17 protein-coding genes and 8 tRNA genes are annotated in these 23,362 nt (G+C 38.2%); 7 read left to right on the top strand and 18 right to left on the bottom strand.

The genetic code is table 11. From position 1 onward, the window contains the following. Positions 1 to 2 precede the first annotated feature (2 nt). The 5 genes from C9J42_RS04200 to C9J42_RS04180 all read left to right on the top strand — a co-directional run bounded on the left by C9J42_RS04200 (position 3) and on the right by C9J42_RS04180 (position 7,378). Positions 3 to 1,193 carry a class I SAM-dependent methyltransferase gene (locus C9J42_RS04200; protein WP_107206476.1) on the top strand — a complete coding sequence of 397 codons (1,191 nt, stop codon included), beginning with the start codon at positions 3 to 5 and terminating at the stop codon, positions 1,191 to 1,193. 191 nt (positions 1,194 to 1,384) lie between these two features. Then, on the top strand, positions 1,385 to 2,008 hold the full coding sequence (locus tag C9J42_RS04195) for a DUF2057 domain-containing protein (protein ID WP_107206363.1): 624 nt from the start codon (positions 1,385 to 1,387) through the stop codon (positions 2,006 to 2,008). Between the two features lie 342 nt (positions 2,009 to 2,350). After that, complete coding sequence (locus C9J42_RS04190; RefSeq protein ID WP_107206362.1) at positions 2,351 to 5,551, top strand: glycosyl hydrolase family 18 protein; 3,201 nt, start codon at positions 2,351 to 2,353, stop codon at positions 5,549 to 5,551. A 459-nt stretch (positions 5,552 to 6,010) separates the two neighbouring features. Further along, entirely contained in the window at positions 6,011 to 6,646 is a 636-nt protein-coding gene (locus C9J42_RS04185) for a murein L,D-transpeptidase catalytic domain family protein (RefSeq protein WP_199187088.1), read from the top strand. A 165-nt stretch (positions 6,647 to 6,811) separates the two neighbouring features. Further along, positions 6,812 to 7,378 (top strand): isochorismatase family cysteine hydrolase, encoded by a 567-nt coding sequence (locus C9J42_RS04180; RefSeq protein WP_107246904.1) that lies wholly within the window; start codon positions 6,812 to 6,814, stop codon positions 7,376 to 7,378. A gap of 96 nt (positions 7,379 to 7,474) precedes the next feature. Here C9J42_RS04180 and C9J42_RS04175 read toward each other — a convergent pair whose 3' ends face one another. The 8 genes from C9J42_RS04175 to C9J42_RS04140 all read right to left on the bottom strand — a co-directional run bounded on the left by C9J42_RS04175 (position 7,475) and on the right by C9J42_RS04140 (position 14,962). Continuing rightward, on the bottom strand, positions 7,475 to 7,741 hold the full coding sequence (locus C9J42_RS04175; protein ID WP_107206359.1) for a hypothetical protein: 267 nt from the start codon (positions 7,739 to 7,741) through the stop codon (positions 7,475 to 7,477). A gap of 86 nt (positions 7,742 to 7,827) precedes the next feature. Then, positions 7,828 to 8,481: an HAD family phosphatase gene (locus C9J42_RS04170; RefSeq protein ID WP_107246903.1), complete on the bottom strand. Its 654-nt coding sequence runs from the start codon at positions 8,479 to 8,481 to the stop codon at positions 7,828 to 7,830. A gap of 69 nt (positions 8,482 to 8,550) precedes the next feature. Continuing rightward, the gene (locus tag C9J42_RS04165; protein WP_107301681.1) at positions 8,551 to 11,511 is read right to left on the bottom strand and encodes an EAL domain-containing protein; all 2,961 of its coding nucleotides are present in this window, start codon (positions 11,509 to 11,511) and stop codon (positions 8,551 to 8,553) included. Positions 11,512 to 11,907: 396 nt separating this feature from the next. Further along, the gene (locus C9J42_RS04160; RefSeq protein ID WP_107206356.1) at positions 11,908 to 12,516 is read right to left on the bottom strand and encodes a 2OG-Fe(II) oxygenase; all 609 of its coding nucleotides are present in this window, start codon (positions 12,514 to 12,516) and stop codon (positions 11,908 to 11,910) included. Between the two features lie 135 nt (positions 12,517 to 12,651). Next, positions 12,652 to 12,981, bottom strand: a complete 330-nt coding sequence (locus tag C9J42_RS04155) for a hypothetical protein (RefSeq protein ID WP_107206355.1) — start codon at positions 12,979 to 12,981, stop codon at positions 12,652 to 12,654. A gap of 10 nt (positions 12,982 to 12,991) precedes the next feature. Further along, positions 12,992 to 13,312, bottom strand: coding sequence for a hypothetical protein (locus tag C9J42_RS04150; RefSeq protein ID WP_107246900.1), 321 nt, complete (start codon positions 13,310 to 13,312; stop codon positions 12,992 to 12,994). Positions 13,313 to 13,475: 163 nt separating this feature from the next. Continuing rightward, entirely contained in the window at positions 13,476 to 13,988 is a 513-nt protein-coding gene (locus C9J42_RS04145; RefSeq protein ID WP_107206353.1) for an RNA methyltransferase, read from the bottom strand. A 116-nt stretch (positions 13,989 to 14,104) separates the two neighbouring features. After that, on the bottom strand, positions 14,105 to 14,962 hold the full coding sequence (locus C9J42_RS04140; protein WP_107206352.1) for a PA4780 family RIO1-like protein kinase: 858 nt from the start codon (positions 14,960 to 14,962) through the stop codon (positions 14,105 to 14,107). A gap of 357 nt (positions 14,963 to 15,319) precedes the next feature. On the opposite strand from C9J42_RS04140, the gene C9J42_RS04135 reads away from it, so the two are divergent. Further along, positions 15,320 to 18,163, top strand: a complete 2,844-nt coding sequence (locus tag C9J42_RS04135) for a right-handed parallel beta-helix repeat-containing protein (protein ID WP_107301680.1) — start codon at positions 15,320 to 15,322, stop codon at positions 18,161 to 18,163. Positions 18,164 to 18,430: 267 nt separating this feature from the next. Continuing rightward, complete coding sequence (locus C9J42_RS04125; protein ID WP_107301678.1) at positions 18,431 to 19,651, top strand: metallophosphoesterase; 1,221 nt, start codon at positions 18,431 to 18,433, stop codon at positions 19,649 to 19,651. Positions 19,652 to 19,856: 205 nt separating this feature from the next. On the opposite strand, the gene C9J42_RS04120 is transcribed toward C9J42_RS04125, so the two are convergent. The 10 genes from C9J42_RS04120 to C9J42_RS04075 all read right to left on the bottom strand — a co-directional run bounded on the left by C9J42_RS04120 (position 19,857) and on the right by C9J42_RS04075 (position 23,357). Further along, a tRNA-Leu gene (locus tag C9J42_RS04120) sits at positions 19,857 to 19,941 on the bottom strand. A gap of 15 nt (positions 19,942 to 19,956) precedes the next feature. Continuing rightward, positions 19,957 to 20,030: transfer RNA gene (locus C9J42_RS04115), tRNA-Cys, on the bottom strand. A gap of 20 nt (positions 20,031 to 20,050) precedes the next feature. Further along, positions 20,051 to 20,137: transfer RNA gene (locus tag C9J42_RS04110), tRNA-Leu, on the bottom strand. A gap of 63 nt (positions 20,138 to 20,200) precedes the next feature. Then, a tRNA-Gly gene (locus C9J42_RS04105) sits at positions 20,201 to 20,276 on the bottom strand. Between the two features lie 19 nt (positions 20,277 to 20,295). Then, positions 20,296 to 20,369 (bottom strand) — tRNA-Cys (locus C9J42_RS04100). A gap of 19 nt (positions 20,370 to 20,388) precedes the next feature. Next, a tRNA-Leu gene (locus C9J42_RS04095) sits at positions 20,389 to 20,475 on the bottom strand. Between the two features lie 63 nt (positions 20,476 to 20,538). Further along, positions 20,539 to 20,614 (bottom strand) — tRNA-Gly (locus tag C9J42_RS04090). A gap of 19 nt (positions 20,615 to 20,633) precedes the next feature. Beyond that, positions 20,634 to 20,707 (bottom strand) — tRNA-Cys (locus tag C9J42_RS04085). Between the two features lie 213 nt (positions 20,708 to 20,920). Next, the gene (nspC, locus tag C9J42_RS04080) at positions 20,921 to 22,039 is read right to left on the bottom strand and encodes a carboxynorspermidine decarboxylase (protein WP_255419052.1); all 1,119 of its coding nucleotides are present in this window, start codon (positions 22,037 to 22,039) and stop codon (positions 20,921 to 20,923) included. A 73-nt stretch (positions 22,040 to 22,112) separates the two neighbouring features. Further along, entirely contained in the window at positions 22,113 to 23,357 is a 1,245-nt protein-coding gene (locus tag C9J42_RS04075; RefSeq protein ID WP_107287087.1) for a carboxynorspermidine synthase, read from the bottom strand. Between the last annotated feature and the right edge of the window lie 5 nt (positions 23,358 to 23,362).

Here is a 23,362-nt window from a genome sequence, read left to right as displayed (position 1 = left end):
TCATGACAGCTTCTATTTATTTGGTAAAAGGCCGCGAAAAATCACTACGTCGTCGCCACCCTTGGGTTTTCTCTCGCGGTATTGATCGCATTGAAGGTAAACCAGGCTTAGGCGAAACCGTCGATATTTACGACAACAAAGGCGAATGGTTAGCAAAAGGCGCTTATTCACCACAATCACAAATTCGCGTTCGCGTATGGAGTTTTGAGAAAAACGAAAATATCGACGTTAACTTCTTTATTAAACGTCTAAACCAAGCACAAGGTTTGCGCGATATTTTAGCTCAGCGTGATGGCTTAACAGGTTATCGTTTAATTGCAGCAGAATCTGATGGCCTACCGGGCATTACGATTGACCGTTACCAAAACTTTTTAGTTTGTCAGTTACTCAGTGCTGGTGCTGAAGCACAACGTGATGTGCTGATTGAAGCGCTTCAACACTGCTACCCAGAATGCAGCATCTACGAACGTTCTGATGTTTCTGTGCGTAAAAAAGAAGGCTTGAAACAACGTACAGGCGTTCTTCATGGTGAAGAGCCACCTAAATTTGTAATGATTGAAGAAAACGGCGTTAAAATTAACGTTGATATCGTCGGTGGCCATAAAACAGGTTTCTATCTTGACCAACGTGACAGCCGTGAAGCTTCGGTTAAATACGTTAACGGCAAACGTGTCCTTAACTGTTTCTGCTACACCGGTGGTTTCGGTCTTTATGCACTGAAAGGCGGCGCTAAAGAAGTGGTTAACGTTGATGTCTCTCAGCACGCGCTTGATACTGCATTACAAAATGCACAAGACAACGGCTTTCCTGTTGAAAATGCGCAATTCTTAAATGCTGATGTATTTAAACTGCTACGTGAGTACCGTGATCGTGGCGAGTTATTTGATGTTGTGATTATGGATCCACCAAAGTTTGCTGAATCTAAGTCTCAGCTTGTTGGTGCATGCCGTGGTTACAAAGATATCAATATGTTAGCAATGCAAATTCTTAAACCTGGTGGTACGTTACTGACTTACTCTTGCTCAGGTTTAATGGATAACGGCTTATTCCAAAAAATCATTGCCGATGCCGCTCTTGATGCGAAGCGTGATGTTCAATTTATTGAGCGTTTTAGCCAAGCGGCGGATCATCCATTAGATAGCGCCTATCCTGAAGGTTTCTACCTAAAAGGCTTTGCATGTTACGTTAAGTAATCATCAAGTTAGTTTTAATTAGTGCCTAATGTCATGAAAGCCCAATGAGCATAACTCATTGGGCTTTTTATTTTCTCACTTTCTATATGCTTAATTACAAATAGACATTATTTGTCATTGGTATTAATAAAAGAATACAATAAGAAAATACCAATAGCGCATTTAGCTATCAACAAATACAAGGAATTAACATGAAATTACGTACAGCACTTTTAACCTTAGCCGTTTGTGGTGTGAGCTTCTCTTCTTTTGCTAACGTTTCGCTTACACTACCCGACTCAGCTGATCTTGTGCTTGTTAATGGTACAAAAGCGCAAGGTAACGGCCCACTGTCATTAAAAGATGGTGATAATCAAATCGCTTTTCGCTATGAAACTAATTACCGTGAAAACGGCGATACTCACCTATTCAAATCTGAAGTTGTGATCGTCACATTTGATGGTACAGACGCACACTACACATTGAATCTACCTAAAATTCATAGCCAATATGAAGCTAGAGCATTTAACAAGCAGCCAAATGTTGTAATTACAGACAAACAAAATAATGATATCGCCATTAAGCAGGATGTATTAATCAAAAATGGCGTGCAAATTGGACGAAATTTTCAGCAAGAAATCGCTAAGTATAATTTAAGTAACGCACCAGCAGCTCTAACCACTGCAATTTCTGTTTCTGTACCTCAAGTACAACAAATAGCTGTTGAAAAAAGTGGAAAAGTCGATCAAGCCTACGTAACCAAGATGCTAAATTACTGGTACAAAAAAGCAGACAAGGCTACGCAAGAACAATTCAAATCTGCTATTAACAAATAAGTAATTTATAAAACTTTTTCTAATCAATAGGATAGCTTACAACTTGTGGCTATCCTACATATTGCATTATAAAAACACTGCGCAAAAAAAGCATTTAACCAGCACTCCTCCGACCACAAAAAAGCCCTAAATACTGTTGAAGACTTGCTTTTAATTCAATAACAGCAAGTTTATTTACATTTTTTTTACACCTTTCCGAGAGCATGTCTGAAGATCAGTACATCGCATCGTGCAAATTTAGCTATCAGCATTATAGTTTTTTTACGGCACTCAAAAAGATTCACAAAAGAATAACGGACAAACTGAGTGTTGCTTATTTTACTGAAACTAAAAGGATACCTAATGGATAATGGTAAACATGGAACGATGAGGAAAGGGATTTTCACTCTTAGTACTCTAACTATGTCATGCTTATTTGCATTCAACGCACAAGCTGCTGTTGATTGTACTGACCTTACAGAATGGAAAAGTGACAGCGTTTATACTGGCGGCGATCAAGTTAAACAAGCGGGTGTTGCTTATAAAGCAAATTACTGGACACAGAATAATTCTCCGAAAGACAACAACGGTCCGTATTCACAATGGGTTCAACTCGATCTTTGTTCTGGTGGCGAGCCACCTATCGACCCACCAGTTGATCCAGTAGAAAATGCAGCACCTACAGCAAGCCTTACAGCACCAACAGCAACAACGGCTATCACAACCGGTGAAACTGTTCTCATCAAAGCAAATGCAACCGACACTGACGGTACTATTGCTAAGGTTGACTTCCTAGTCGACGGACAAGTTGTTGGTTCAACAACAACAGCACCATACGAGTTTGCATGGACCGCAACAGAAGGCGTACATAGCCTTTCAGTTATGGCTTTTGATGATAAAAATGCAGCAAGTAGCCAAGCAAGTGTTAGCGTCGATGTTGCACCTGAAGGACCTGTTAACGAAGCGCCTACCGTTTCTGTTGCTGTTTCAGCGACAAGTGTGGAATTAGGTGAAGTTATTACCATTACTGCTGATGCTGCAGATACTGATGGCACGGTAGAAAAAGTTGATTTCTACGTAAATGGCGCACTGGTTGGCACCGCAGCTACAGCCCCTTATGCTCTTGAATACACAACGGTTCAAGCTGGCAATGCAAAAATCTTTGCTCGTGCAACTGATGACCAAAACAAAACTTCTGATTCTGCCGTAAGTTCTGTTGCAGTTAATGGCGCTGTTGTATCAAATGGTTGTCGTCCTGACGGTTTATACCAAACTGAAGGCGTAAATGTGCCTTACTGTTCTATCTATGATGAAGATGGCCGTGAAATGATGGGGGTTGATCACCCTCGTCGTGTTATTGGTTACTTCACTAGCTGGCGTGCAGGCGATGATCCTCAAAGTAGCTACTTAGTTAACGATATTCCATGGGAACAACTAACTCACATTAACTACGCATTCGTTAGTATTGGTGAAGACGGTAAAGTTAATATCGGTGACACATCAGATCCAAGTAATGCCGCTGTAGGTATGGAATGGGATGGCGTTGAAATCGACCCAGCACTTGGCTTTAAAGGTCACTTCGGTGCACTTGCAACAGCAAAAGCGAAACACGATGTTAAAACATTAATCTCTATCGGTGGCTGGGCTGAAACAGGCGGCCACTTCGGCACAGATGGTGGTCGTGCAGCTGATGGTGGATTCTACACGATGACAACAAATGCTGATGGTTCTATTAACCATGCAGGCATTGAGAAATTCGCCACATCTGCTGTTGAAATGTTACGTAAGTACAAGTTCGATGGCCTTGATATTGATTACGAATACCCAACGTCTATGGCGGGTGCAGGTAATCCATACGATAAAGAGTTCATGGAACCGCGTCGTCCATACCTATGGGCTTCTTACCAAGAACTGATGAAAGTACTTCGTGAAAAACTGGATGTTGCTTCAGCAGAAGATGGCATTCACTACATGCTAACGATTGCAGCACCATCATCTGGTTACCTACTACGTGGTATGGAAACATTTGATGTAACGAAATACTTAGATTATGTAAACATCATGTCTTACGACTTACACGGTGCTTGGAACGACCACGTTGGTCATAATGCTGCGCTATTTGATACAGGTAAAGATTCAGAGTTAGCACAGTGGAACGTATACGGCACTGCAGCATACGGTGGTATTGGTTACCTTAATACTGACTGGGCTTACCACTACTTCCGTGGTTCAATGCCTGCTGGTCGTATCAATATCGGTGTTCCATACTACACCCGTGGTTGGCAAGATGTTAAAGGTGGGGATAACGGTCTATGGGGTCGTGCAGCACTACCTAACCAGTCTGAGTGTCAGGCTGGTACTGGTGAAGGCGAGAAGAACAACTGTGGTTACGGTGCTATCGGTATCGACAACATGTGGCACGATCTTGATCCAAATGGTAAAGAAATGGGTGCCGGTTCTAACCCAATGTGGCACGCGAAAAACCTTGAGCAAGGTATCTTCGGTTCGTACACAGCCGCTTATGGCTTAGATCCTGTTAATGATCCACAAGATAAACTTGTTGGTTCGTATACCCGTAATTACGATGATGTCGCTGTTGCACCATGGCTATGGAATGCAGAGAAGAGCGTATTTATCTCTACAGAGGATAAAGCATCGGTTGGCGTGAAAGCTGACTACGTAATTGATAAAGAAATCGGTGGTATCATGTTCTGGGAGCTTGCAGGCGACTACAACTGTTACTTATTTGATGCAAACGGTAAGCGTACTAACACTATTGACGCAACTGAAAAGGCATGTGCTTCTGGTAACGGTGAGTACCACATGGGTAATGCGATGACAAAAGCTATCTACGATAAGTTTAAGTCAGCAACTCCATATGGTAATACAATCGCAACAGGTGCAATCCCAACTCAAGCAATTGATATTGCAGTTAACGTTAGCGGCTTCAAAGTTGGTGACCAAAACTACCCTATCAACCCAACCGTAACCTTTACCAATAACACAGGTACTGATTTACCGGGTGGAACTGAATTCCAGTTTGATATTCCAGTATCTGCACCCGATAACGCGAAAGATCAATCTGGTGGTGGTCTGAAAGTCATCTCTTCTGGTCATACTCGTGGTGATAACATTGGTGGCTTAGACGGAACAATGCACCGTGTTGCCTTTACTCTGCCTAAGTGGAAAACATTACCAGCGGGTGAAAGCTACGAGCTAGACTTTATTTACTACCTACCAATCTCAGGCCCTGCTAACTACTCAGTGAATGTAGATGGTAATGAGTATGCGTTTAAGTTTGAGCAACCAAACCTACCTATCGGTGATTTAAATGCCGGTGGTGGTAATAATGGTGGCGGCGATACGGGTGGTAATAATGGCAACTGTGATTCAGATGGCCTAAATACTTACCCTAACTGGCCTCAGACTGATTGGCAAGGTACGCCAACTCATGCTGGTAGCGGCGATGAAATCATCCATGATGGTGCTGTATACAAAGCTAACTGGTGGACATCATCAGTACCAGGAAGTGACGGTAGTTGGACGAAAGTTTGTAACATCTAAATCAACGTCTAAGTAAAGTCCTACAAGCAGGTAGTTCGCTACCTGCTTTTTTAGTCACTGAAATCTAGAAAATAGGCTTTTATATAAATAAGATCGTTTACGTGGTTATTTTTCAACGCAATTTCATTTTTTCCAATAAAAAGAATTATTTTTACTTTAGTGAGCACCATTATATTTTTATATCTTAAAACAATTACTTAGTAGCCTATCAACGACTAAACGTGTGATTTACACATCCCAGATAAATTGATATCTATAAATATAATTAAATGCTGTTCTTTTTTATAACTCACTGTTATTTAATGTTTATCTTTAATCCTCTATGAAATAAACATCGCTCAATGCATTCCCTTAAGGCATGGCATTACATTCACACTACCTATTAATTCGTTATTTTTATGCTAAAGTTTAGCCCGCAAAACATCCACGTAAGCATTGTTCGATGGTAGTACTGACTTAATGAAAAAAGCAATATGTCTAATAATTTTGATCATGTGTTCTTTGTCATTCCAAACATCAGCACATGCTCTTCATACTGAAAGAAAGAATACTGATATCGTAGTAGATTATGTTTACCAAAAAGCACATCTTAAAAACAAAATTAACTACGACGTATTTAAACAAGCCTTTATTGCGTATAACAAAACCAAAGGCAAAAAAAAGTCATTACTGACAATCATTGATTATAGTAAACCATCAACACAAAAAAGATTTTATGTGATTGATTTAAAACAAAACAAATTACTTTACAAAACATACGTATCGCATGGCATGAATAGCGGTTTGCTTAAAGCCGATAAGTTTTCGAATCAAGTAAATTCGCACAAAACGTCACTGGGTACATTTTTAACCGAATCGACTTATATAGGTGGTAATGGTTATTCTCTTAAACTAAATGGCTTAACCCGTGGTAAAAATGACAACGCACTAAAACGCTATATTGTTATTCATGGTGCAAAATATGTTTCTGAAAAGTTTATTAAACGTAATGGCTATTTAGGTCGTAGTTGGGGTTGTCCAGCCCTACCTGAAGCAATTGCAAAGAAAATTATTGATACTATCAAAGGCGGTAGTGTTATTTTTGCTTACGCTTAATTTATTCATTGAAACGGGCTGTTAGTATTTAGCTAAAATAAGTTAAATGATAACAGCTTTTTTGTACCTCTATTTTCAATCAAGCCTTTTACTCCCTATAACTCATCCGTTAAGTTGTGATTTACTGTGTAATGTTAGAATGGTTTTAATTTTTCGAGGTTTAGTATGAATAAAGCACTTGTTGTTATTGATTTTATAAATGATATCGTTGATTTAAACGGGAAAATACCTAGTTGTGCTCAACAAGTTATTGATAATAATACAATTGAAAATGCAAACCGCTCAATTCTATGGGCACAAAGCCAACATATTCCTTGTATTTATGTCAAAGTAGGTTTTCATAATCATTATCTCGATCTCCCCCTACACTCGCCAATGTTTGGTAAAGCGCAATCTATCAATGCATTAAACTTGAACGATTGGGGAACACAATTTCATCAAAATTTACTGATAAGTAAAGACGATATTGTGATCACTAAACCAAGAGTTAATCCTTTCCATAACACACAGTTAGATAGCGTATTAAGTGCAAATAAGATCACTGATATTTATTTTTGTGGGGTAAGCACAACATGGGCGATTCAATCTGCGGCTAGAGATGCTCATGATAGAGATTATCAGGTGCATATTATTGCAGATGCTTGTACAGCGGCAACAGAAGAAGAACACAATATTTCACTTGCAACCTTGGCTCGCATAGCAACAATACACCAATCAACGGATATTAAATAAAAGCGATGTGAGTTTCATACTGGTATGAATGGTTGAAATAAATAAACCGCATAATCTTTTTTATAGCAACAAGATATTATGCGGTTTTATTATGATTTAAATATCATCTTCCCAAGGCATATCAGGAAGCGCTGCTAAGTTTTCGCTATAACGCTTGAGATCAAATTTACCATCATTTTTCATAACATCAAAAACTTCAATGGATAATGCGCACGCTATCATTTGAATTGCTTCATCTCGTGGTGTACCTGTCATTACAAGACGCATTAGCGTTTCTTTAACAACTAACGGCTCACCGTCAGCAAGTTGATTTTCAACCGTCTCAACAAGCATATCGCCTGTCATGATATCTTCGTTTTCCATTTATAACAGCCTATCTAAAATTTGACATATTCTAACTTAACTCGTTAGGTAATAGCTAACCTAGACCAATAAGCTAAACAATATGTTTAATCATTAACCTTAAGCAATGATAACAACGCAGGTGTTGCCTCTTTCATTGATGTAAACGAATGCTGAGCCTGAGCAGTTAATTCTATATTATGACTATTTACAAAAACCGCATAGGTATTAGCACTCAGTGCTGACATTAATCCAGTACGGCTATCTTCTACTGCAACCGCCTTTTCAGGCAGCACACGCATTGTTTTACAGGCCTGTAAATATACATCTGGCGCAGGTTTATTATTTGCCACTTCATATCCACTGAATACATGCTCAAAGAGTGCTAACCAGCCATGTTGCGCTAAAACACCTTGCACGTAATCTTTTGGAGCTCCGGTGACGACAGCCATCGGCACTTTACCCGATAAGGTTTTGAGCAATTCATCCACACCAGGCATCGGTGGTATGCCTTTTTCAACGATCATCTTCTCTGTTAATGCTTCCATCTCTTCAATCATTACCGTTTCCGTTAGCGGTATATTGTATTGATAGATAAAGTGCTCTGCGATCTGAGGCCAAGTTACGCCAGCGTACTGAGACATGAACGTCTCAAAATTTAGTTCAACGCCATAGCTAGCTAAATACTGACTCCAATTCACAGCATGAAAGCGCTCAGAGTCAACGAGTGTGCCATCAAAATCAAAAAATATCGTTTGCATGTACTACCTGAAAAATACGAATAATTCTTACTTTATAGCACGACTATGATTATCCATGTAGCTTGTTAGTTAAACATCTGTAGGGATCGTACAAGCTGCATTCTGTTCAAGTAATCTCATTACCTGTTTGATTTCAACGGCAGGGCTAAAATAGAAACCTTGAATATAGTGGCAGCCCATTTTAGATAAAATACGCACTTGAGCTTCAGATTCAACACCTTCAGCAACAACATCTAGGTTTAGCTTTCGGCTCATATCCATCACGAGAGAAACTAAAATTTGGCTTTCAACACTATGTTCTATATCAATAATGAAACTTCTATCAATTTTAATGACATTTGGTTTATTGGCGATAATAGCTGACATTGAGGAATAACCTGTGCCAAAATCATCAATCGCAATAGATATCCCTTTTTGAGAAAATTCAGATAATAATTCCAAAATATTATTACCTTCATCTAATGCTGCAGATTCGGTTATTTCAATCATGATTTTATCAAACGGTAAGTTATATCGTTCAATAACATCGTAGATATATTTTTGATCACAGCTTGAGAACTCACGAACAGAACGATTTATAGATATACAAATATCAGTAAAACCCTGCTGACGAATATCTGCAAGATCACAACACGCTTTATCAAAAACTATTTTCCCAAGATCACCAATCAGGCCATATTTCTCTGCCATCTCAACGAAAATAACAGGTGATATATACCCTTCTTCTTCATCAAACCAACGCGTAAGAGCTTCAAACTTACATATTTTACCTGTTTCAATGTCAATAATTGGCTGATAATAAACTTGTATTTTATATTCTGAAATAGCTTTAATTAGACGATCTTTCAATCTTAATTGACGTATATATTCCGCTTGTAATTTTCCATCATAAATAGAAATACCATTGCACCCATTACGCTTTTGTTCATACATTGCATAATCAGCATTCTTTAATAAATCTAGATGTGTAAAACCACTTTCTGGATATGAAGAAATACCAATACTAATTGTAATATCCAATTTAATAGTGTCGATATAAATAGGTTGAAGCAATACGCCTATTAAATCTTCAGCATATTTTTTAGCTTCAGAAGATGAGTAGCCTTTGAGTAAAATAGCAAATTCATCACCACCATATCTACAGACTAAACTGTCATCACTACAATGTTTTAATAACGTTTCAGCAATATATTTTAGAAGTTTGTCACCTACAGCGTGACCGTATAAATCATTGATTGCTTTAAAGTCATCAAGATCAATAAATAGAATGGAAAACGCCTGATAACAACGATCGTCTGCTTTGTTGTCTTTAACAAATACGAGTTCTTTTTCTACCATTTCACTAAAACAACGGCGATTCATAAGTGTGGTTAGCGCATCATTATTCGCATAAAAACGTAATTTTTTTTCTGTTTGTTGGCGTACGCTAACGTCATGAAAAACACCAAGATAGTTAACGACTTCATGATTATCATCTTCAATTTTATTTATTGTCATTTCTTCAGGATAAACATGACCATTTTCCCGGCGATTATAGAGCAGTCCTTTCCATTGGCCTGTCGTTTCCACACTATGCCACATGTTTTCATAGAACCGTTTATCATGCATGCCAGACGCTAATATGCTTGGATTTTTTCCGATCACATCCTCTTTTTTATATCCTGTCACTTGCTCAAATGACTTATTTACCGTAACAATATTATTGCAGTGATCAGTAATAACAATACACTCTGAAGTATTATCAAAGACAGTTTTTGCTAAATTCAATTGCTGAACAGTTGATATTGATTCTGTGATATCAGTTAACACACCAGCTATTTTTTCATTTTTACCAAAAGCATCAACTTCAACAACACGACCTTCACACTTAAACCAACGATCAGTTAAATTGCTATCATTATTAACTGAAGAAGGATTTGTTCTAAATTCAAAACTAAATAACTGACACTTATTTTTTTTAATTTTTTTGAAAGCATTAATTGCAGCTCTTCGCTCATCTTTATGAATGATTGATATCCAATCATGAAGCGAATTAACTTTACCACTTTCAACTTGCAAAAGCTCCCATATTTTAGGTGATGTTATTGTCTGATTATTTGAAAAATCATACTCCCATACACCTTCTATAATTGCATTATAAGTAACATGTAATTTATTTGATGTTATAGAGAGCTCTGATGATAAATGATAAAACTCAGTTATATCTTGAACAATGCCACGTACTAGGTTTGTATTTCCATTATCATCTTTAAATATATTCGATTCATTTCTAACATATTTAATTTTCCCACTCGGCAATAATAAACGATATATAATATTATAGCTTGAATGTGATGATATTATTATATTATTCATAAAATGAATAACACGATCTCTATCTTCAGGATGGATGTATTCCTGAACTAATTTCAAATTTGGCGTTAGCTGCTTATCGACTTCATAAATATGGTATACTTCTTGACTCCAAGTAAATGTGTTTGTCTGTACATCCCATTGCCAATTACCCAACTTAGCAACACGTTGAGATGACTCCATCTCACTTAACAACAGCTTTTGCTCAGCTAGTAATGCTAAGTAATGAAGCTCTGAACCTAATTGTTGACCAATACCCTCACACCAATTAAATTGTAAAGGTGTTAAAGTAGTGGGTTGTTCAAACAAGCAAACGAGGATACCTATCACATCATCATATTTTGAAAAAATAGGAATACCTAAATATGCTTCAAAACCATACTCAACCAGTAATTTATCTTTAGGATAAACAAGATACGCTTGCGAGCTCAGCAAGTATATTGCACCGCTTTCTAACACTTTACGACAAGGTATATCATCTAGCATATAGCTAATATTACTGACTTTTTTGTTACCATTGACGTAATAAGCTAATGACGTTGCTTTTGTACCAGTTTTATTAAAATAGGCTATATAAAAATGATCTGGCTTTAATTTATCATATACCGATTGCATGGTTTTACAGATAAAATCTTTACCATATTGGTTTCGTTTTAAAGCTTTTAGTTCAGTAACCATTAAATGCTCTAACCTAGCTGTTCTGAATTTGATTTATTTATAAAGTTTATGATTTGAATATACAGTATCATTTAATTGAAAAAAAGTTTCTAGACATAGATGCCTAGATTTGTCATGCCTATTTTGATTTAAATCAGATTACGTATTAGCTTTTAAGCAATAATTCTATGTTTTATTGCATTTTGAAAATAAATATATGAAACTTATTCTATAAAACTTTAGCCTTTAAGGCTTTTATCATATAAGAAATACTATCTTACTGATTGAAATATCTTACTATTTTCAATAATTGATATAATCAATATTAATAGCATCGTGTTTAATTTAATATTTAATTCAAATATATTACATATTAAAAAGATAAAAAGGAGCAAAAAGCTCCTTTTTTATCATTAATTAACGAGAGATATCTAATTGATTACCTGTAACCCCATTAGTTCGGAACCAACCAGCGATACTAAAACGACGTTGTGTTGCTGGCAACACTTCATGAGGGAAGAATTCAGATAAGAATACAACTAAACGCCCCGCTTTTGGGTCTAATGTTGCTAATTCATTATCATCTAAATCATACATTTTTAAACGACCACCGTGTTCGGGTAGCCAATCATCATTAAGGTAAAATACCGTTGTTAATTTACGATTTTCTTGACCACGAAAACAATCTAAATGCTTTTGATAGAAATCACCGTGCTCATATTTGGCAAAATGTGCTTCATATTCAAATAAGCCAAGAAAAAAGTGACGATTCACCTCTAGGCGAATTTCATTCATTTGTTTTAAAAAATTGGCAACAGGCTCTCCCATCTCAGCCGAGAGCCATTGAATTTTATCGCTTCGAATAGATTTTTGGGTGGTATATTCATCTTTTCGGCCAATTCCCGCTTGGCTCCAATCATCGGGAATGCAAGCTTTAAGTGCTTTAACCTCATCCTGAGCTAAAAAGTCATCCCAGACAAACCAACCTTGCGTGAATAAAGCATCAATAAGTTTGTCGTAATTCATATTCGTTCCAATCGAGATAAAAAAAGATTTATATCGCCTGTTGGGGTTGAGAGCAAATCAGAAAATTTATACTCAAATGCAATTTTTCTACTGCTGAGATGTTTTGTTACACCATTAATAAAAACCACATTATGATTAAAATAAATGATATTGTGTTTGCTGGTTTTTACTTAATTCATCAATCGACTTTACCCCATGGAAATGCTCAATCCATGCAATATTACTTCTCGGAAACTCTATTTTAATAGCTTTTTTAATGTGTTTTTTCAACGCACTAGACTCAGATACAATATTCTGCTCAATGTAGCCAAACTGCTTAAACACATAATCTGTTGATGACTGTTTCAATACTTTAAAACCACGATCTTTTTTAAAAGTCAGTACTTCAAATGCATCACCAACCTGCATCGACTTTAAAAAACGTTCACAACCGGATTCAACCTGAGAAATATGTAACTTTGACATTAGCAACCTCTTAATCAAGTAAATCTGTTTTCGCTATCAATTTACAAAAATGTGCTTTTATGAGTACTTCACTAATAAAAATCACTGTCAGTACTTCATCTTTCACTGTAAACGCAACCCTAAATGCAACATCAGGTTTCACAATAATCTTATATTCTAAGACTCTCAATTTAGAAGAAAAAGCATGAGGTACCGATTTAATTTTACCATTATGTAACGTTAATAAGAGCGGTAATCGTTCACGAAGGTCACACATGATTGCTTCTTCGTAACAGGCATGTTGATGGAAAAACTTACGTAAATGTCGATTGTTATCTATACAAATATTCATGCTTTTTTCTTTTCATATAAGAATTTTAAAAAGCATACGCTGCAGACTAATAGTTAGAAATATAAATATTTTTAAGGGAGGGTTAAGTGATAGTTAATCTCTAGAAGCTAAATGATAGCCCTTAAGATAGGGCGTACCATTAAGTTTTTATTTTTGCTATACGTTATTTAGCCGTTACACGCAGATTATTTTTATTATCTCTATTTTGGCGAATATGTTCATCACTTTGAACAATATTCTCCTGCTTTGCTAGGCGATCATATAACACAACATTGACGGAGGCAGCTAAATTCATGCACCCGACAGTAGGAACATAAACAACATGATCGGCTTTGTCTGCAACATCTTGTGCGATTGAACCATCTTCAGGGCCAAAGATGTAAATCGCTTTTTCTGGATGCGTAAAATGAGGAAGTAATGTTGCGCCTTCTGCAAAATCGACACACACAATCTTCATATCTACGGGTAGATCATCAATCATTGATGCTACCCCAGTCAAAGGAATTGTCTGTTGCATTTGTTTCGTGTCAGTTTGAAACTTTGCCGCTTTATCATATCGGGTTCCTGTATATAAAACCGCATCCGCCTGATAACACCCTGCAGCTCTTAGTACTGCTCCAACATTTGTAGGGCTTTTAGGGTTAGTTAACCCAATAATGACTGACGCCTCTTTCATTGCTAGATGTACCTTTTCATTGTAATAAAAACGAAGATTAGAGCTTTATTTTACCAAAGCTCTAATAATGACGATATTGATCGTTGTGCTCAACAATCAACGGAATTAATGAGGAGTTAGTCTATTTCTTCGTGTTCTGCGATGCGAGCACGACGAAGTGCAGCTTCTTCCATCACAGCATTTATTTCCGCCATCACGCTATCAATATCTGCGTCGGCATCAGTTTCAACATAAATACCGGTTAGTTCAGTCTCTGGCTTTAATGTTCCAGCTTCAAATAATGCCCACATTTCTTTTGCGTATTGTGTATTAAGCAACTCAGGTACATATTGACCATAATAGTTAGCCATATTTTTAACATCACGCTCAAGCATCCATTTGGCATTATTATTGGCTGAGGCATCTACTGCTTGCGGTAAATCAATAATAACAGGGCCATTAGCATCCACTAACACATTAAACTCTGATAGATCGCCATGAATAAGGCCGATGCATAGCATACGTTTAACATAGTTAATCATTAGCTCATGGTGGTGTAATGCCTGATCTTTAGTTAGCGTGATATCGTTGAGTCGAGGTGCAACATTACCATCTGCATCGGTGATCAACTCCATCAATAATACGCCATCAAAACAGCCATAAGGCACAGGCGCTCGTATATCAGCTTTGGCTAACAACGACAACGCATCAACCTCAGCTTGCTGCCACACTTTTTCTTGTTCATCACGGCCAAACTTAGAGCCTTTTTCCATCGCTCGAGCACGACGACTATTGCGCACCTTTCGCCCCTCTCGATATGAGACGGCTTTTTTAAAACTACGTTGATCTATTTCTTTGTAAACTTTAGCGCAACAGATTTTTCCACCACTGCGAACAACATATACGGAAGCTTCTTTGCCACTCATTAATTGTGATAAAACATCATCAATAAGGCCATCCTCTACAAGAGGTTGTAATCGTGGGGGTATCTTCATTGCACCTACATAAATTAATTACAAAACAAACTTTCAATTTATCGCATTATCACTTGCTTTGAATTTTTAACAAGCATCGAAATCAATTTATTCTTATTCTCTTCAAATCGCTCTTATATTTACTAAGAAATCGTTCGATTTGGTGAGTGAAAGTGAGCTTCTAGTACTACTAAATAATTGAACCAACATCAAATCGACAAATGTAATATACCGTGTATCTATAGTGAAGTATTTCGGCTATCACAATACCTCTACTAAATTTACCGAAGTTATGCTTACTTGCCTTCCTCACGCTAATCTTTAACAAAAAAATAACAACTATTAATGATCAGCAACGCTTTTAGCCAAGGAATGCATATGAACAAAAGAATTAAATATCTTCCCTTCTTATTACCTCTATTTAGCTTTAATGCTCAGGCAAACTCAATCGAGTGGGTTAATGGTAAAACCAAGGTCGTTAATGGCGATACCGTTATATACAATGAACAATGTTATATCGCACAAAATAATCCAGGCTCATGGGAAACACCTTCACCATCGTCTAATTGGTTTTGGCAACCGACCGAATGCGGTGGTTCTCCCCCTCCAACATGCAAGGATAATCAAGAGTTAATCGATGACATTTGTGTCGATATTGTTGAACCTGTGGTCTGTCCAAATGGTCAAATATTGGTTGATAATATCTGTGTCGATGAAACAACACCTCCGGTATCTGATATCACGTTATGGATTGCGGGAGAAACAAAAGTTAATAACGGTGATATTGTTAGCTACCAGTCTCAATGCTTTGAAGCTAAAAATGGTCCTGGATTATGGGAAACACCTAAGTCATCATCATGGTTTTGGAATGAAACAAGTTGCCCAGATACGCCCCTAGAACCGATTGAGTGCCCTGACGGCTCTACCGCACCAACGATTGCAGAATGTCCTACTAAACCACCAACAGAAGTTACTTGCCCTGACGGCACTATCGCCGAAAACTACGATAGCTGCCCTGCAACACAAGCTATTTTTGTTAGCCCTAATGGCAACGATAATAATAACGGCTCATTCACTAAGCCTTACAAAACCCTAAAGAAAGCTTTATCTCAAGCTAAAGCAGGCAGCATTATTGAACTGGCAGAAGGTCGTTATAAAACAGCAGAAGTCATTGATAAGGCTAACGGGATCAGCGAAGCACCCATAGTGATCAGAGGAAATAACAGCGTCTTTGATGGCACCATAGATATTACGACACCATGGCAACAACACGACGGTAATATTTACAAAACGCAAATCAATCAAGATATTTGGCAACTGTTTATTGACGATAAAATGGTGATGTCAGCGCGTTGGCCTAATGCTCAATTAAGTGATGGCTCACTGTGGGATATGAAGTCGACATGGCGTCATCAAGCCCCTGAAAGTCGTTTCGGTGAAATGATTGATGAACGCCCGTATGAAAAGATCATTGTTAAAAACAGTGGTAATGAATATCAACCTCTTCCTAGTGATGTAAACACACAATCACTAGCTGATTCAGGTATTGATGCAACAGGTGCCATTGCCATCATGAACATTGGTTCTTGGTTGAACTGGGCACAAGTGATTGATAGTCACACGGTTGGTAGTGATCGCTTTACCTATAGTACCGATTTTTCTCAATCAGGCACTGCGATGAAAAAAGCCGCTACTAATATGCTCTCTAAAGGCAATTTTTGGGCAAATAAAAACGGCAAATATGAAGAAGGCCACTATTACCTTGAAGGTAAACTCGCGCTATTAGATAGTCCCAATGAGTGGTTCTTTGATAAGCAAACGAAAACCGTTTATTTATGGGCACCCGATAATGCTGATCCTAACCAGCTTCATGTGCGTGGTAAGCAACAGACCTATGGCTTAACCATCCGAAATTCTAGCCACCTTATTTTCGATAATGTCGACTTTTTTGCGACAGCATTTACAGTGATAAGCTCACAGTCTATTACCTTTAATGATCTTGATGCGAAATATTACGCGTATTCAAAGCGCATGTTAGGTGACTTAACTCGCCCTCAAACCATTAAGTTTATTAATAACAATAAAGCCATCACAGAAACACACAACAAGATCACCAATAGTTACCTTGCTTACACTGATGGACCTGCGTTTGAGATGATCAAAGAAAACAGTAACGTGGTAGATAATAACCTTATCCATGATATTGACTATTCAAATCTAGGTACAGGTGGTGAAGGCTCCATTAACATGGCTTCACAAAGCCAGAATATCACTTTTAGCAATAACACTTTTCATACCGCAGGTAACTCTGAAGGTGTACGCGTTGGCGCTCGCTCTAAAGTCATTGGTAACCATGTATACAACACCAGTCTATTACAACATGATGGCGCAGCAATCAATGTGGGGATTGATGAACAAGCAGGCACAGAGATCGCTTATAACTGGGTACACGATACACCAAAAGCAGGTATTCGTTTTGATGGCGTCGAAGATGCGGCTAAAACAGGTAAAGATGGCTTAGTTCATCACAACGTTGTGTGGAATAGCGCCTTCAATATTATTAAAGGTGATACGCAAGGTACCTACAATAACTTGATGTTTAATAACATCATCACAGATCTAATCATCTTTAATAAAGCGTCAGCCGGTGGATTGAATGACAGCTCTGAAACGCTAAACAACTTAGTAGGGACACTTCAAGGGCGTAAATCGGGTACTAGCGAGCAATTAACTGTCCCGGGTATGGTAGCGAATAATATAACAGGTAATACATCTGAGATCTTAAGCCACTTAAGGGGCGCTTATTGGGGTGACTTTAGACCGAAAGATAACGCAATGACCATTGATATGGGAACAACTAACAGTAGTTTAATGGCGATTGATTATCTTGGCTCTTTCCCTGATATTGGCGCTTATGAATATGGAGCCCCTAACACTTGGATTCCAGGTCATAGGCATTCAATCGCCTCTAACCCTGTCCCTTTTGATAAGGCTGCCAATGTTGATCTGAATATTGAATTAATGTTCTCACAGGATCTCAACCGATTTAGTTATGATGTCTACTTAGGTAAGAATATCGACGCCTTATTACCCATTGATAAAGTAGATAATAAGTATAGCTTGAATGATCTTTTGCCAAATACCCAATATTACTGGCGTGTCGATGTTACCGATGATAGCAAAGTAACGACTGGAAATATTTGGTCATTTCATACTAAGTAACCACAAGAAAGCCTCAGTCTCTTTGATTGAGGCCTTCTTAATATCACCGCTATTATTACAGCGGTTTATATTATCTAATAAACCACTTATCACATTGATATATATCATATTTATAACATCAACAAGCTTAAAAAAACAAAAGATCACCGAAAATAAGTAAAAATATTTGATGATGAATAGCATATTAAAAGTATACTCTTATCTAGATCTTTCGCTAATATACTAAATAATTATATTTTCATTTGTTATAGAAATAGGATTATCTCATTGAACTTTATTTTGGATAATATTGTAGCAATAACATTATCTTTATTACTCTTTAACTTTGTTATTAGTTGGTTATTTCGTTCTAAAGCGTTTGCCATTATTCGAGGCGTTATTTTAACTTTTTATAGTTTAGTTTTTCTTAGCTTATTTAGTACGTTAGTGAGTGTTATACCTCCCTTCATTATATTACTATTATGCAGTTTAGTATTTATAGACACCTTTCTTCTTCTACGACCAAAGATGCAACCTTTTTGGGTTAGAATATTAATTAATTGGCCTGGGCAATGGTTTTTAGGATCAACGATAATCGCCTTCCCTTGGGCAATATGGTTACTTTTTTTCAAAAGTGCCGACTTCTTATATGTTCCCTATATACTCGGTCTGATAGGTGTCTTACAAAATTTTCGCATAAACGAAGAGAATATATTTATTGACCTTAATAATAAGGCTCAGCCATCAGATTTGAGTCGATTAGATTTAGCAAATCCGACTTCAAATAGTGATGAAAATCTACATATTATACAATTAACAGATCCTCATTTAGGTCCATATATGTCTGTTGCTAGGCTCGAGCGTATTTGCAAAAGTGCAGTAGCGAAAAAGCCGGATCTCATTTTGTTAACGGGTGATTTTTTAACCATGGAATCAAAAGGATCAACACAAGTACTGTCACAATCACTGAGCCCACTTAAAGAATATAGTGGAAAAGTATTTGCATGTATGGGTAACCATGATTACGAAGCGCCTGAAATAGTAAAAGAAGCATTAGCTAACAATAATATTCATTTATTAATTGACGAGGCTCAGATAGTACAAACTCGTCTAGGCCCTGTTCAAATTATTGGTTTTGATTTTCATTTTAAAGATAGAGCATCAAAACTTCTTAGAGCAATTGGTAACTTACCTAATAAAAGCAAAGTCATTGCAAGTATTGCAATGTTACATGATCCAACACATATCCGAGATATTCCGACAAAGAGCCACTCTATAGATTTATTTTTAAGTGGTCATACCCATGGTGGGCTTATAGGGTTAGTGAGCCTCGGTTTTAAAACGACGGTGATCAGTTTATTGTCCAAATCCCCTGATCATGGGCTATGGGGAATGGAAAACACAAAATTATATGTACATCGTGGCACTGGTCATTATGGTTTTCCTTTTCGGTTAGGTGTTCCGACTGAACATAGTATTATCAACGTTATCTTAAATAAATCAAAATAACATTAACTGAGTAGTACAGTGAACAACTCACTGTACTACCTTCTTTTAGTGACCAATGCTCTCAAATAAGCTTTAAGTACAAGTATGCGTAATAACGGCGGTTTAAAACAAAATAGGAAAGCAACCAGAAAAAGACAGGGCTAAGTTTTTGATTAGTCTAGAAACAACAAAGCCCCAGCGTGAGCTGAGGCTTTATTGTTTGTACTGGTGCCCGAGGACGGACTTGAACCGTCACTCCCGAAGGAAACGGATTTTGAATCCGTCGTGTATACCAATTTCACCACTCGGGCTTAATTCTTAGAGAATGGAGGCGCGTCCCGGAGTCGAACCGAGGTCCACGGATTTGCAATCCGCTGCATAGCCACTCTGCCAACGCGCCATTTTTACTTCTCAATTAGATGGTGCCCCGGGCCGGACTTGAACCGGCACAGCGCGAACGCCGAGGGATTTTAAATCCCTTGTGTCTACCAATTCCACCACCAGGGCACGCAATTTCTTGCGATGATTAGACACCATCTGTGATTACCGCTTTCGCCATAATCTTTAATTTGGAGCGACACACGAGGTTCGAACTCGTGACCTCAACCTTGGCAAGGTTGCGCTCTACCAGCTGAGCTAGTGTCGCATAGATTCTCATAAGAGAATGGAGGCGCGTCCCGGAGTCGAACCGAGGTCCACGGATTTGCAATCCGCTGCATAGCCACTCTGCCAACGCGCCATTTTACTTCTCAATTAGATGGTGCCCCGGGCCGGACTTGAACCGGCACAGCGCGAACGCCGAGGGATTTTAAATCCCTTGTGTCTACCAATTCCACCACCAGGGCACGCAATTTCTTGCGATGGTTAGACACCATCTGTGATTACCGCTTTCGCCATAATCTTTAATTTGGAGCGACACACGAGGTTCGAACTCGTGACCTCAACCTTGGCAAGGTTGCGCTCTACCAGCTGAGCTAGTGTCGCATAGATTCTCATAAGAGAATGGAGGCGCGTCCCGGAGTCGAACCGAGGTCCACGGATTTGCAATCCGCTGCATAGCCACTCTGCCAACGCGCCGCAAAATTCCTAAAGAAGTTATCTTCTCCAGAATTTTTTGCCCTCAACGAGTCACCTCGCTGCGGTACGTGGTGTAATTTACTGATTTTACAGAATCAGTCAACGAAAAATTATGACTTTTTATTTAACTGGTTAAATTCCATAACATCGAACCATAAATCAGCCCATAAATGATCAAAAACCAGACAATCTTATTATTTGAATTTAGTTTGCTTATAAGATTGCAGATCGCGATAACGATGCAGCAAAATCCTCATAACTAAATTCATTAAGTTTTTCGATACTGCCATTACTGCGACGGCAATAAATACTTGGCATACGTAAACCATTAAACCAATTTAACTTCACCATGGTATAACCTGCGCTGTCTGCAATATGTAATTTCTGCCCAATCGTTAATGGCTGTTCAAAACTGGCAACACAGAATTGATCGCCTGCTAAACAAGAACAGCTGCCAATCACGTATTGATGGCTCCCCTCTTTTGACGATTCTTTGATCGTTGCGGGTTCATTATAAATTAAGGTATCAAGCCGATGTGCTTCTGTCGCACTGTCTACAATGGCAGTTTTCATACCGTTCTCGACAATATCAACCACAGTCACCACTAAGTCAGTCGTTTGGGTAATGATAGCTTCACCCGGCTCAAGATATAACTGAACACTAAAACGCTCTGAAAATGCTTTTAATGCAATAGCTAACTTTTCTAGCTCGTAATCCGGCCAAGTAAAGAAAACACCGCCACCTAAACTCACCCAATCAAGTTTTTCAAGATAACGCCCGAAACGTTCTGATATAGAGTCTAATAACGCAATAAACGCATCTGCACTTTTATTTTCACAGTTCATATGAAACATCGCGCCATCGAGTTCATCAAACAGTTCATCTGTTAATAGGTTTTCTTGCACCCCTAGACGCGAATATTGACGAGCAGGATCAGCTAAATCTTGCCCTGCACAACTTATCCCCGGATTTAAACGTAGACCAACAGACGCTTTACCGTCAGCCAAATGGCGATGAGTTTGCAATTGAGAAACAGAGTTGAAAATGATTTTATTACAGTACTGTAGAACATCTTCTACGTCTTCTTGACTATATCCCACACTATAAGCATGCGTTTCACCACCAAACTTTTCAGCACCTAATCTAACCTCAAACGGCCCACTGCTGGTAGTACCATCAAGATAAGGCTTCATGACATCAAACACGCCCCACGTGGAAAAACATTTCAATGCAAGGACGAGTTTTACTCCGGATAATTGTTTTAACTTTTTAGCTTGTTCTAAATTGTTGATCAGCTTCTGCTCATCAATCATGAAATATGGCGTTTTCAATACGGCTTTCTCTTTTATATAAGTAAGAAAGCGAGCCTGCTTCTATATACAAGCTCGCTTAAATAGCTGTGTCTTATTTCAAGATGTGAATATCAGGTTGACCAACAGGCAATTCTTGAACATGCCAATCTAAACCAATGGTTGGCATTGTTGCTAAAAATGGATCTGGGTCGAGCTGCTCCATATTGAACACACCTTTATCAGCCCACTTACCATTAAAGAACTGTAATGCGGCAGTAATAGCAGGAACACCTGTTGTGTATGAAATTGCTTGATGCTCTACATCTTCATACGCCACTTCATGATCAGCGTTGTTGTAGATAAACACACTGCGCTCTTTGCCCTCTTTTTTTCCTTGTACCCAAGTACCGATACAGGTTTTTCCTGTATAGCCAGGAGCAAGCGATGTTGGATCCGGTAATAACGCTTTAAGAACGTGCAGTGGTTGTACAACAGTACCATCATGCAGCGTGAGTGGATCTGGGCTTAATAAGCCAATATCACGCATACAATTGAAATAATTGAGATATTTATCACCAAAGCCCATCCAAAATTCAATACGTTTCGCTGGAATAAATTCCTGCATTGAACGCACTTCATCATGTGCCATGGAATAAACTTTATGCTTACCGACTAACGGGAAATCAAATTCAAGCATACGGCTATGACAACCAACTTGTTTCCATTCACCGTTTTCCCAATAGAATGAGTCACCTTGAATTTCTAACATATTGGTTTCTGGATCAAAGTTAGTCGCAAATTTCTTACCGTGATCCCCTGCATTCACATCCATGACATCAATGGTGTCGATTTCATCAAACAAATGCTTTACGGCATAGGCTGCAAACACACTAACAACACCCGGATCAAAACCTGCCCCTAAAATGCCAGTGATCCCCGCTTGCTTGAACTTCTCACGGTAACCCCATTGCCAATCATAAGCTTGAGGCACTTGCTGACCTTCAGAGCATAAATCAACAGCAACAGATGTATCGAGGTAAGAAACTTTCGCTTGATAGCACGCTTCCATGATTGACATATTGACCCACGGAGGCCCTGCATTAATAACCAAATCAGGTTTCACGTCTTCAATTAAAGCAACTAATGCATCAACATCGTCTGCATTGACGGCACGTGCTTGAATTGTTTTTGTCGGGTCTTTTAAATTATTTTTCTTATCAATCGAGCTAATGATCTTTTCACATTTGCTGATTGTACGGGAAGCTAATGTAATATCACCCAATACATCATTATTCTGCGCCGCTTTATGTGCGACAACCCAGCCCACACCACCAGCACCAATTTGTAAAATAGCCATTATTT

The organism is Photobacterium sp. GB-56, assembly GCF_003026105.1.
Classification (GTDB): Bacteria; Pseudomonadota; Gammaproteobacteria; order Enterobacterales; family Vibrionaceae; genus Photobacterium.
This window is presented reverse-complemented; position numbering and strand designations above follow the sequence as displayed.